The sequence below is a fragment of the Aggregatibacter sp. genome, from assembly GCF_057314075.1.
Genome location: NZ_DBHLAR010000004.1, coordinates 227,315 through 240,156 on the forward strand (window position 1 = coordinate 227,315; position 12,842 = coordinate 240,156).

At 43.6% G+C, this 12,842-nt stretch carries 12 protein-coding genes; all 12 read left to right on the forward strand.

Going from position 1 to position 12,842, the window contains the following annotated elements; translation table 11 throughout:
* Positions 1–36: 36 nt before the first annotated feature.
* The 12 genes from hybE (at position 37) to pyk (ending at position 12,755) form a co-directional block, all read left to right on the forward strand.
* Entirely contained in the window at positions 37–546 is a 510-nt protein-coding gene (gene hybE / locus ACO5E4_RS02765) for a hydrogenase-2 assembly chaperone (RefSeq protein ID WP_485862002.1), read from the forward strand.
* 30 nt (positions 547–576) lie between these two features.
* Complete coding sequence (gene hybG / locus ACO5E4_RS02770; protein WP_315542159.1) at positions 577–852, forward strand: hydrogenase maturation factor HybG; 276 nt, start codon at positions 577–579, stop codon at positions 850–852.
* Between the two features lie 343 nt (positions 853–1,195).
* Positions 1,196–1,462, forward strand: a complete 267-nt coding sequence (locus tag ACO5E4_RS02775; protein WP_230621320.1) for an oxaloacetate decarboxylase subunit gamma — start codon at positions 1,196–1,198, stop codon at positions 1,460–1,462.
* Between the two features lie 16 nt (positions 1,463–1,478).
* Positions 1,479–3,269, forward strand: a complete 1,791-nt coding sequence (gene oadA, locus ACO5E4_RS02780; protein WP_485862003.1) for a sodium-extruding oxaloacetate decarboxylase subunit alpha — start codon at positions 1,479–1,481, stop codon at positions 3,267–3,269.
* A gap of 10 nt (positions 3,270–3,279) precedes the next feature.
* Positions 3,280–4,584, forward strand: coding sequence for a sodium ion-translocating decarboxylase subunit beta (locus tag ACO5E4_RS02785; protein ID WP_485862004.1), 1,305 nt, complete (start codon positions 3,280–3,282; stop codon positions 4,582–4,584).
* A gap of 258 nt (positions 4,585–4,842) precedes the next feature.
* The gene (locus ACO5E4_RS02790; protein WP_485862005.1) at positions 4,843–5,598 is read left to right on the forward strand and encodes an SDR family oxidoreductase; all 756 of its coding nucleotides are present in this window, start codon (positions 4,843–4,845) and stop codon (positions 5,596–5,598) included.
* On the forward strand, positions 5,591–6,031 hold the full coding sequence (locus ACO5E4_RS02795; protein WP_485862006.1) for a hypothetical protein: 441 nt from the start codon (positions 5,591–5,593) through the stop codon (positions 6,029–6,031). Before ACO5E4_RS02790 ends, ACO5E4_RS02795 begins: the two co-directional genes overlap by 8 nt.
* 9 nt (positions 6,032–6,040) lie before the next feature.
* Positions 6,041–7,240, forward strand: coding sequence for a tryptophan synthase subunit beta (gene trpB, locus ACO5E4_RS02800; protein ID WP_485862007.1), 1,200 nt, complete (start codon positions 6,041–6,043; stop codon positions 7,238–7,240).
* On the forward strand, positions 7,237–8,043 hold the full coding sequence (trpA, locus tag ACO5E4_RS02805; RefSeq protein ID WP_485862008.1) for a tryptophan synthase subunit alpha: 807 nt from the start codon (positions 7,237–7,239) through the stop codon (positions 8,041–8,043). The genes trpB and trpA overlap by 4 nt, the downstream gene beginning before the upstream one ends.
* A gap of 215 nt (positions 8,044–8,258) precedes the next feature.
* Positions 8,259–9,947: a ribonucleoside-diphosphate reductase subunit alpha gene (locus ACO5E4_RS02810; protein ID WP_485862009.1), complete on the forward strand. Its 1,689-nt coding sequence runs from the start codon at positions 8,259–8,261 to the stop codon at positions 9,945–9,947.
* Positions 9,948–10,081: 134 nt separating this feature from the next.
* Positions 10,082–11,071: a ribonucleotide-diphosphate reductase subunit beta gene (locus ACO5E4_RS02815; RefSeq protein WP_485862010.1), complete on the forward strand. Its 990-nt coding sequence runs from the start codon at positions 10,082–10,084 to the stop codon at positions 11,069–11,071.
* 244 nt (positions 11,072–11,315) lie between these two features.
* Positions 11,316–12,755 carry a pyruvate kinase gene (gene pyk / locus ACO5E4_RS02820; protein WP_485862011.1) on the forward strand — a complete coding sequence of 480 codons (1,440 nt, stop codon included), beginning with the start codon at positions 11,316–11,318 and terminating at the stop codon, positions 12,753–12,755.
* The last annotated feature ends 87 nt before the right edge of the window (positions 12,756–12,842 follow it).

Here is a 12,842-nt window from a genome sequence, read left to right on the forward strand (position 1 = left end):
CTCTTCTTTAATTCTTATTAATATTGACAAACAACCATGTATCGACACGAAAAAACACTAGAAAATCCGACCGCACTTTTAACCTCTGTTACCGGTTTTGAAGAAAACCCAACGGATCTCTTTCTTACTGAAATGCAAAAAATTGTGCCTGAAATGCAAGAGCTCCCCTTCTTTCACCACAATATTGAATGTTTCTGTCCAAAATTCGTTTTATTTGAAGGACAATGGGTCGGCTCGGTGTTAACCCCATGGATGATTAGCGTCGTTATTCTGCCGGGCCCGCAACAAACGTGGGAACCGCGTGAATTAGGGGATAAAATCACTGTTCAACTGCCTTACAAAGCCCTGACTTTTACGGTCAGTGGCATTGAAACCGTACCGCAATATTTAAGCTGTTCCTTGCATTCCCCGCTTGATCCAAACCTTACCAACGAACAAGCAATCCAACTGGCACAGGATTGCCTACGCATGATTTTATCCATGCCGACCAAACAAGCGACCTTTGATCCAGATCGCCGCAATTTATTTAAAGCAATGGTAAAATAGACGCAAATTTTTAATCGGAGTAAATGAAATATGTGTTTAGGTGTGCCCGGTCAAATTGTCAAAATCGGCGACAGCGCATTACAACTTGCCACCGTGGATGTTTGCGGCGTGCAACGTGAGGTGAATATTTCCCTTATCTGCAGCGATGATCCCAAACCTCTGCTTGGCAAATGGGTTCTCGTGCACGTTGGTTTCGCGATGAGCGTCATTGATGAAGAAGAAGCCAAACAAACCCAAGAAGCCCTACTTGCCATGAGTCAGTTAGAACATGAAGTGGGGGATTTTGGGGGATTGAATCAACAGTAGATAGATAAAAGTGCGGTCGAAATTTGAGGTGTTTTTCTAGGTGAAAAATGGTCGGGAATTTGACCGCACTTTTGTTAATAAATTAAAGAAGATCAAATCAGATAGCGAGTGTCTCCTGACACGTGCTTTATAATTCATTAAACTTACAGGGCACGCATCGGGAAATGCCCATCATCAATCAACCACCTTTATATTTAGAGTAATCTAAAATCCACCTTAATACCTCACCGCACCTTTCCCTTTCCTTCTCTCCTATTTCACTCAATTTATGATCTCAATCACGGTTTTGTGAAAATGACTTGGGTAGAATAAAAATCCCATATTAAATATAAGGATACGACTAATGACTTCGGCAGAACTTTTCGGTGAAGGAATTAATCTGATGTTTTCAGGGATGGGTTTTGTATTGGTCTTTTTGCTCATTTTAATCTGGGCAATCGGACTCATGTCAAAGCTGATAAACAAATATTTTCCTGAGCCTCAACCCTCACCAAAAACGCCTTCAAATGCCACCGCACTTTCTGCGGCACCTACTGACGATTTTGAGCGTTTGCGCCCTGTAATTGCAGCGGCTATCGCGCACCATCGCCGTACCCAACAGTTCAAATAAAAATAAGGATTTTACTATGACTAAAAAAATTAAAATGACCGAACTGGTACTTCGTGATGCTCACCAATCGCTTTTTGCGACCCGTTTACGTCTCGATGACATGTTACCGATCGCACAAGAATTAGACAATATCGGCTATTGGTCGTTAGAAGCTTGGGGCGGCGCAACGTTTGACAGTTGTATTCGTTTTTTAGGGGAGGATCCGTGGGTACGTTTGCGTGAATTGAAAAAAGCCTGTCCAAAAACCCCGTTACAAATGCTGTTACGTGGTCAAAATCTCTTAGGTTATCGCCACTATGCCGATGACGTGGTAGAACGTTTCGTTGAACGTTGCGTAGCAAACGGTATGGACGTGTTCCGCGTATTTGATGCACTCAACGACCCGCGTAATATGAAAGCGGCGTTGCAAGCCGTGCGTAAATTCGGCGGTCATGCACAAGGGACATTAAGTTATACCACCAGCCCGGTACACACCATGCAAACTTGGCTTGATACCACCGAACAATTATTGGAAATCGGTATCGACAGCTTAGTTATCAAAGATATGTCAGGTATTTTAAACCCGATGGCGGCGGCAGACTTAGTGCGCGAAATTAAAAAACGTTTCGATGTCGAATTGCATTTACACTGCCACTCGACCACCGGCATGGCAGAAATGGCACTGTTAAAAGCCATTGAAGCAGGCGTAGATGGGATTGATACTGCAATTTCCTCTATGTCCGGCACCTACGGCCACCCAGCAACAGAATCCATGGTGGCAACCTTACAAGGCACCGAATATGACACCGGCTTAGATATTCCGCGCTTGGAAAAAATTGCTGCGTATTTCCGTAATGTGCGTAAAAAATATGCCAAATTTGAGGGGCAGCTACGTGGCGTAGATAGCCGTATTTTAGTCGCACAAGTGCCGGGCGGCATGCTTACCAACTTGGAAAATCAATTAAAACAACAAAATGCCTCCGATAAATTGGATTTGGTTTTAGAAGAAATTCCACGCGTACGTAAAGACTTGGGTTACATTCCGCTTGTTACCCCAACCTCTCAAATTGTAGGCACACAATCGGTCATTAACGTGTTGACAGGCGAACGCTACAAAACCATCGCGAAAGAGACAGCCGGCATTTTAAAAGGTGAATACGGCAAAACACCTGCACTGGTAGATAGCGCATTACAAGCTCGTGTATTAGAAGGTGCTGCTCCGGTGACTGACCGTCCTGCTGATCACATTGCGCCTGAAATGGCGAAAATTGAAGCTGAAGTTGCCGAACAAGCCAAAGCGAAAGGGGTGAAATTAGCAGATAACACCGTGGACGATGCCTTAATCGTAGCGCTTTTCCCTCAAATTGCTTGGAAATTCTTAGAAAACCGCAACAACCCGGCTGCCTTTGAACCGGCACCCACCGGCAATGAAAGTGCGGTGGAAAATAAACCTGTTTCTAAAGCAGCACCTGCGGCGTCCGGCTCCGCCGTTTATACTGTGGAATTGGAAGGCAAAGCCTTTGTGGTGAAAGTCAGTGAAGGCGGCGACATTTCACATGTAGCGACAACCACAGCACAAGCGGCGCCACAAGCAGCACCAGCACCAACCAGTGGTGGCACACCGGTGACTGCACCGATGGCGGGTAACATTTGGAAAGTGGTGGCAACAGAAGGTCAAACTGTCGCTGCAGGTGATGTGTTATTCATTCTTGAAGCCATGAAAATGGAAACCGAAGTGAAAGCGGCACAAGCCGGTACCGTGCGTGGTATTTGTGTCAAAGCCGGCGATGCCGTCGCGGTGGGTGATACCGTCATGAACCTGGTCTAAGGAGTTACCTATGGATAGCATTATTGCATTAATTCAGGGTATGGGACTGTTCCATTTGCAATGGGGGCAAGCGGTGATGATCGCTATCAGCTTACTCCTGTTGTGGCTTGCCATCGCACGCAAGTTTGAGCCATTGCTATTATTGCCTATCGGCTTTGGTGGATTGTTATCAAACATTCCCGAAGCCGGGCTTGCCATGACGGCATTGGAGAATTTGCTTCATCTTGGTTCACCGGAGCAAATTGCCGTCATTGCGGCGAAATTAGGCATCGCCGCTGATCCGGCACTCATTAAAACTGCACTTGCGACAGCGTCCGGCTCTACCGTAAATCAACTGGAAGCCTTGTCAATGGACATGGGATACAGCGCTGGGATCTTGGCGTTGTTCTATAAAGTGGCTATCGGTTATGGCATTGCACCGTTAGTGATTTTCATGGGCGTAGGCGCGATGACAGACTTCGGCCCGTTATTGGCAAATCCGAAAACGTTGCTGCTTGGTGCTGCGGCACAGTTCGGTATTTTCGCCACCGTACTCGGTGCATTGGCATTGAACTATTTCGGCATTATCGAATTCACGCTCCCACAAGCAGCGTCCATCGGTATTATCGGTGGTGCGGACGGCCCGACCGCAATTTACCTCACCAGCAAACTCGCACCGGAATTGCTCGGAGCCATTGCAGTAGCGGCGTATTCCTACATGGCGTTAGTGCCATTGATTCAGCCACCAATCATGAAAGCCTTAACTACGGAAGAAGAACGCAAGATCCGTATGACACAAATGCGCCATGTGAGCAATCGTGAAAAAGTCTTGTTCCCGGTGATTTTGCTGTTGCTCGTGGGTTTACTTTTACCGGATGCCGCCCCATTGCTCGGGATGTTCTGTTTCGGTAACCTCATGCGCGTCAGTGGCGTGGTAGAACGTTTAAGCGATACCACGCAAAATGCCTTGATTAACATTGTGACTATCGTGCTTGGTTTGTCTGTGGGTTCTAAACTCATCGCCGATAAATTCCTACAACCGCAAACCTTGGGTATTCTAATTCTTGGCGTAATTGCTTTCGGGATCGGTACCGGCAGCGGTGTATTAATGGCGAAATTGATGAACAAATTCAGCAAAAACAAAATTAACCCACTCATCGGTTCTGCCGGTGTGTCTGCCGTACCCATGGCGGCGCGGGTTTCCAACAAAATCGGACTGGAAGCAGATCACCAAAACTTCTTACTCATGCATGCCATGGGGCCGAACGTTGCCGGTGTGATTGGTTCTGCCATCGCTGCCGGGGTGATGCTGAAATATGTCGGTGCAATGATGTAGCATTGAAAATGCGGCAAAAAAGCACCGCACTTTTATTCATTTCAAATAAAAAGCACGCGATTCTCAAGCGTGCTTTTTTCTTTCTCTTCAATTCATTAAAAAACAACCGCACTTTTTTTTACTCTCTTTTAAATTTCTTTATTAACACGCTATATTTTTACATACTAGTGTAGTAGTATTCTCTACATCATAGAAAGTGCGGTCATTTTTCTAAATGAATTTTTCCGTACACCAATTCCACAACAAGGAGAAATAAACATGACAAAAATTGCATTGGTCACAGGTGCCACCGCCGGTTTTGGAAACGCTATCTGTCGCACGTTATTGAAAGCGGGCTATTTAGTGATTGGTACAGGAAGAAGACAAGAACGTTTAGCGCAATTAGAACAAGAATACGGCAAACAATTCTTCCCTCTCGCTTTCGATATCTCCGATCGTCAAGCCACTGAAAATGCATTCAAAACGCTGCCGGCAGGATTACAAGCCATCGATTTATTAGTGAATAACGCAGGCCTTGCCCTTGGCTTAGAAAGCGCAGATAAAGCCGATTTAGACGATTGGGAAAAAATGATCGATACCAACGTGAAAGGTTTGGTCACCATAACCCGCTTAGTTTTGCCGCAGATGGTGGCACGTAATCAAGGGCACATCATCAATTTAGGCTCAATTGCCGGCAATTATGCCTATCCAGGTGGCAACGTTTACGGCGGCACAAAAGCCTTCGTGAAACAATTCAGTTTAAACCTCCGTGCAGATTTGGCCGGCACCAATGTACGTGTTTCCAATGTAGAACCCGGTTTATGTGGCGGCACGGAATTTTCCAACGTGCGATTTAAAGGCGACGATGCCCGCGCAGCACAAGTGTATGAAAACGTACAATATGTCACGCCACAAGATATTGCCAATATCGTCCTATGGCTTAATCAACAACCGGAGCACGTGAATATTAACCGCATTGAAGTCATGCCGACGGCACAAACCTTTAACCCGTTAAAAGTGAGCAAAAATGACTAAACAACCCAGCAAACTTTCCCGCTTTTTAACTGAAATTACTGAGCCTTATTTAGCCTTTTTACGTGGGCTAACGCCTGCCTTGCTGTTTTTTGTGCTGTATATGGTGATGACGGAATACATTAAAGATCCGGAGTTTAGAAAAAGATTATTTTTCTACATTAATGAGCCTGATTTAATCGACATCGTCTATTATGTCATCCGCTGCTTTGTCGCCATTCCATTGTTAATTATGCTTTCGGCTTACTTACTCAGTTTACGGAGTTTTTACTTAAAGCAACAAAATATCCTTGCCGAGATTGGTTTTAGCCCGATGGCAACCTTTTTACTTTGGGCAATTTTTTGGTTAATTCAACTGATTTCAAGTGTATTTGTTGTTTTATTCGCTGTCATAAATTTCTACAAAATCTACGATAGCCTGTTTTTAATGTCATAAGGAAAGCCTATGTCAGACACGATTTTAAACCCTTATTTCGGTGAGTTCGGCGGAATGTATGTGCCGGAGATTCTCATACCGGTGCTACAACAATTAGAAAAAGCATTTGTTGAAGCCAAAGACGATCCCGAATTTCAACGTGAATTTCAGGATCTCCTAAAAAATTATGCCGGCAGACCGACCGCACTTACCCTTTGCCGTAACTTAACCAAAGGCACGAAAGCCAAAATCTATTTAAAACGGGAAGATTTGCTCCACGGCGGTGCCCACAAAACCAACCAAGTGCTAGGCCAGATTTTATTGGCAAAACGCATGGGCAAAACTCGCATTATCGCAGAAACCGGCGCAGGGCAACATGGCGTCGCAACAGCCCTCGCTTGTGCCATGTTGGATATGCCTTGCCGCATTTATATGGGCGCAAAAGATGTGGAACGCCAATCACCGAATGTCTTCCGTATGCGCTTAATGGGCGCCGAAGTGGTTCCTGTGCAAAAAGGCTCTTGTTCCTTAAAAGATGCGTGCTGTGAAGCCATGCGTGATTGGTCAGCCAATTATGAAACCACCCATTATTTATTAGGTACAGCGGCAGGCCCTCACCCCTTTCCGACAATTGTGCGCGAATTCCAAAAAATGATTGGCGAAGAAACCAAACGTCAAATCTTAGAAAAAGAAGGTCGCCTGCCGGATGCGGTGATTGCAGCAGTAGGTGGCGGCTCAAACGCCATCGGTATGTTTACGGATTTCATTGATGAACCGAATGTGCGTTTAATTGGCGTAGAACCTGCCGGTCACGGCATTGAAACAGGTGAACATGGTGCGCCATTGGGGCATGCCAAAGTCGGCATTTATTTCGGGATGAAATCGCCGTTAATGCAAACGGAAGACGGCCAAGTGGAAGAATCCTATTCGATTTCTGCGGGGCTAGACTTCCCTTCTATCGGCCCGCAACACGCCTATTTGCAAAGCATTGGTCGAGCGGAATACCCAAGCATTACCGATGATGAAGCCTTAAATGCGTTCCAAGCACTGGCAAAACATGAGGGCATTATTCCGGCATTGGAAAGCTCTCACGCCCTTGCGCATGCTTTAAAAATGATCCGTCAAGAACCGAATAAAGCACAAATTTTAGTGGTGAATTTATCCGGTCGTGGCGATAAAGATATCTTCACTGTTGATAAAGTATTAAAAGAAAAAGGAATGCAATCATGAGCCGTTTTGAAACGACCTTTGCCCAGTTAAGCGCAAAAAAGGAAGGTGCATTTGTTCCTTTCGTTACCTTATGCGATCCAACCTTTGATCGTTCTTTTGAGATTATTTGTACCCTCGTGGATAACGGCGCAGACGCCTTAGAATTGGGCTTTCCCTTTTCTGACCCTTTATTGGATGGTCCGGTGATTCAAGCCGCGAATAATCGTGCGCTTAATGCCGGTCATAGTACGGAAGACAGCTTTAAATTACTTACTAAAGTGCGGTCAAAATATCCGGAGATTCCCATCAGCCTGTTGCTTTGCGCGAATTTAATTTTTGCCAAAGGCCTGGATAATTTTTATCAACGTTGTGCGGAAGTCGGTGTGGATGCCGTTTTAGTGGCGGACATTCCATTATTGGCAAAAGAAGACTATGTCCAAGCAGCCAAAAAATACGGTGTTCAACCCGTCTTTATTTGTCCGCCGAATGCGGATGCCAAAACGGTGCAAGGTGTGGCTGAAAATAGCGAGGGCTATACTTATTTGGTTTCTCGTGCCGGCGTCACCAGTGCGGAAAACCAAGCGCATGCGGCTAACTTAGATACCCTTGTTGAACAACTCAAGGCTCACCATGCCCCACCGATTCTGCAAGGTTTCGGCATCGCCCAACCGTCGCAAGTAAAAGAAGCGCTTCAACTTGGTGCAGCCGGTGCGATTTCCGGTTCGGCAACCGTAAAAATCATTGAGCGAAATTTAGAAAATCACGCCCAATGTCTAAGCGAACTTGGTGAGTTTGTTCGCAATATGAAAGCGGCAACAAAATAATGTAAAAAGTTACCGCACTTTTCCTTTCCCTTATCAAAGGCCGATGTTAATTCGGCCTTTTTCTTTACAATTTATTAACTCATTGAGCTTATTCATAAAACAAGTGCGGTTAAATTTTTTCACATTTTTTGATCGTGAGAATTCTATTTTTAGATGTTATTATAAATAGGATTTATTATCATTATCAGTAAAATTATAAAAATTAAGGGCTTTTTATGAACAAAACTCAGGTTATTTTGCCAATCACCGATCCTAATCGACCGGATTTTGCTTGGCTTAATGAAGACAGCAAACTGTTTTTGCAGCGTGGTTATCTATTGGAAGGCACTTCTGCCCTAGAGCGTATCCGCTTTATTGCCGAGTATGCCGAACAAAAATTGGGCATTGAAGGTTATGCAGAAAAATTTTATCACTACATGGCGCGCGGTTATTACTCGCTTTCTTCACCGATTTGGTCGAATTTCGGATTGGATCGTGGGTTAAGTATTAGCTGCTTCGGTTCTTACATCGGCGATTCTATTAATGCCATTATGTCCACCGTGGCAGAAATCGGCGTGATGAGTAAGCTCGGCGGGGGCACATCAGGCTATTTTGGTGACATTCGTCCGCGCGGCTCCAACATTACCAATAACGGTAAATCCAATGGCTCCTTTGCTTTCACCAAACTGTTTGAGGCGACCATCGACACCATTAGCCAAGGCACCAGCCGTAAAGGTATGTTCGCCGGTTATATCCACATCGATCACGGTGATATTGAAGAATGGTTAGATATTCACACCGAGGGCAACCCGATCCAACTCATGTATTACGGCGTTTGTGTCAGTCATGAATGGTTGGAAAGCATGAAAGCCGGCGATCCGTACAAACGCCAAATTTGGGCAAAATTGTTACAACGTAAGACAGAAACGGGCATTCCATATATTTTCTTTAAAGACAACGCCAATACGGGACGCCCGGACGTGTATAAAGATCGCAATATGATGATTCACGCATCTAATTTATGTAGCGAAATCGCTCTGCCATCCAGCGAAGATGAAAGTTTCGTGTGCTGTTTGTCTTCAATGAATCTACTCTATTTTGACGAATGGAAAGACACCGATGCGCCGGAAGTGTTGACTTATTTCTTGGATATAGTCATGAGTGAATTTATCGCGCAAAGCGCCAATATTCAATTTATGGACAGAGCCAATAAATTCGCCCGTCGTCACCGCGCTTTGGGCTTAGGTGTGTTGGGGTGGCATAGTTATTTGCAATCAAAAAACATGGCTTTTGACAGTTTTGAAGCCATGCAGCACAACAATATGATTTTTAAATTGTTACAAGAAAAAACCTTGAAAGCCTCTAAAGAACTGGCGCAGCGTTTTGGTGAGCCCGAAATTCTGAAAGGTTACGGCCGCCGCAACACCACACTTATGAGCGTGGCACCAACAAAATCCAGTAGCTTTATTTTAGGTAGCGTTTCGCCGTCCATTGAGCCATTTAAATCCAATTATTACGTGAAAGATTTATCCAAAATTAAAGTGGTTTATAAAAACCCCTTCTTGGAAGCCTTGCTTAAACGTAAAGGGCTGGATCGCGATGACATTTGGGAAAGTATTTTGCTTAACGATGGCTCGGTGCAACATTTAACAGAATTAACGGAAGATGAGAAAGAAGTCTTCAAAACTTTCTCGGAAATCAGCCAGCTTTCCGTGATTCAACAAGCAGCACAACGTCAGAAATATATCGACCAAGGGCAAAGCGTGAATATTATGGTACATCCCGCAACGCCGGCAAAAGACCTAAATCAGCTTTACCTCACTGCTGAAGAACTGGGTTTAAAATCCATTTATTACCAATACAGCATGAGTGCGGCGCAAGTGTTCAATCGAAACCTATTGAATTGCAGTAGCTGTGAAGGTTAAAAAACGCTGAAAAATTTCACCGCACTTTTCATCCTATTAAAACAACGATGGCGCGGCTTTCTAGCTCGTGCCAAATTTTATAAAACAGATTGGTAGCCTGCCGTTAATAATATATAAATCACGAGGATTACAAAATGAATGCTCCCCAAAAACGTAGCTTGTTTATTCCACGCCTTGAAATTAAACCTTACGAATATCCGGAACTTTTAGAATTTAAAGACGCCATTCGCCACTCTTATTGGTTACACACGGAATTTAATTTCACCGGAGATATTCAGGATTTTCGTACACATATCAGCGATGTGGAACGTTCCGTTATCACCAAAACCATGTTGGCGATTTCACAAATTGAAGTGAGCGTCAAACGTTTCTGGGGCAATTTATATAACTACTTCCCAAAGCCGGAAATTGAAGATGTGGGCGGTAGTTTTCTTGAATCGGAAATTCGTCATAAAGACGCTTACTCGTTCTTGTTAGAAAAATTAGGTCTTAATGAAATGTTCCTTAATGTGCGCCAATACAAAGCCATCATGGCGCGCATCGAATACATGGAAGCCTTTATGCGTAAAAAAGACGTTAGCCAACAAGACTTCGTATTATCGTTAATCATGTTTTCCCTATTTGTAGAACACATTTCATTATTCAGCCAATTTGTCATCATGATGAGCTTCAATAAACATAAAAATCTATTCAAAGGCATTTCCAACGCCGTGGAAGCTACCTCTAAAGAAGAGGAAATCCACGGTCGGTTTGGTATTACCCTTTATGGCATCTTGCGTGAAGAGCAACCTGAATTATTCACCGATGCTTTCTTCACCGAACTTAAAGAACTTGCCGACCAAGCCTTTACGGCTGAAAAAGAAATTTTGAACTGGATTTTTGAAGATGGCGAATTGGATTTTCTAAGCAAAGCCACCGTGGAAAACTATATTGCTAACCGATATAACAATTCGTTACAGGCGTTAGGGTTGGAACCGGTTTACAACATTAATCCGGAACAATTAAAAGAAACGGAATGGTTTGATATCGAAATTCTATCTACCAAAGAAACCGACTTTTTCAATAAACGCTCCACCGATTACAGCAAAAAAATGAAACAAATCACAGCGGAGGATTTGTTCTAAAGTAAACGAAAAGTGCGGCCAAAAAAATAAATGAATTTTTAACCGCACTTTGGGTTTATTACAACACATTGAAAATGAGCAAAACTAAGCGCTTTTTCCTTTTTGCAAGGACTTTCTCCTAAAATGTGATCTCGATCTAATTTTATTTTAGGCGTATAATGCGCCACAGTTTTTTTATGTAATGATGAAGTCATTTTACATATCAATAAAAATTTTATAATACAAATAGTTACGGAGAATTTTAATGTCTAGAAGACTTAGAAGAACAAAAATTGTATGTACTATGGGACCGGCAACTGACCGTGGTAACAATTTGGAAAAAATTATTGCCGCTGGAGCAAATGTCGTGCGCATGAACTTCTCGCATGGAACACCGGAAGACCATATTGCCCGTGCTGAGAACGTACGCGAAATTGCTAAGAAATTAGGGAAAACCGTTGCAATTTTAGGCGACTTACAAGGCCCTAAAATTCGCGTATCGACATTCAAAGACGGCAAAATTTTCTTAAATGTCGGCGATAAGTTTATTTTGGATGCAGAATTACCAAAAGGTGAAGGTACACAAGAAGTTGTTGGGTTAGATTACAAAACCTTACCTCAAGATGTCGTTCCTGGCGATATTCTTTTGTTGGATGATGGTCGAGTTCAACTAAAAGTGTTATCTACCGAAAATACAAAAGTCTTCACAGAAGTTACTGTTGGTGGCCCATTATCAAATAATAAAGGGATCAACAAATTAGGCGGTGGTTTGTCTGCTGATGCATTAACGGAGAAAGATAAAGCTGACATCATTACCGCAGCACGTATTGGTGTAGACTACCTTGCAGTATCTTTCCCTCGTTCTAGTGCAGATTTAAACTATGCTCGTCAATTAGCCAAAGATGCCGGTTTGAATGCCAAGATCGTTGCTAAAGTAGAACGTGCTGAAACTGTAGAATCTAACGAAGCGATGGATGACATTATTTTAGCCGCAGATGTCATCATGGTTGCCCGTGGTGACCTTGGTGTTGAAATTGGTGATCCAGAATTAGTGGCGGTTCAAAAGAAATTAATTCGTCGTTCCCGTCAATTAAACCGTGTGGTAATTACCGCAACGCAAATGATGGAATCCATGATCAGCAACCCTATGCCAACCCGTGCGGAAGTCATGGACGTGGCGAATGCGGTATTGGATGGTACTGATGCGGTTATGCTTTCTGCAGAAACAGCTGCAGGTCAATACCCGGCTGAAACTGTTGCGGCAATGGCAAAAGTTTGTTTAGGTGCAGAAAAAATGCCAGGAGCAAGCGTTTCTCATCACCGTATGAATGTTGAATTTGACGACACCGAAGAAACCATAGCAATGTCAACTATGTTTGCAGCCAACCACATGAAAGGGGTCAGTGCCATTATTGCGATGACTAGCAGTGGCCGTACACCGTTATTAATGTCCCGTATTAGTTCCGGTTTACCGATTTTTGCCTTATCCCGTAACCAAGAAACATTAAACTTGTGCGCATTATATCGCGGTGTAACTCCGGTCTTTTACAATGATGTTAGCCGTACAATGGAAGGTGCTCAAAAAGCAATTAGCGTGCTAAAAGACAAAGGTTTCTTAATGGCCGGTGATATCGTGTTATTAACTCAAGGGGCTGAATTTAGCGAAAGTGGCACAAATACTTGCCGTATTCTGACCGTTGAATAATTGATTGTATAAAACAAAAGGCTTAGAAACACTTCTAAGCCTTTTTTATATCAATTATGTTGTCTTTATCGTGAAGAAAATATTAAC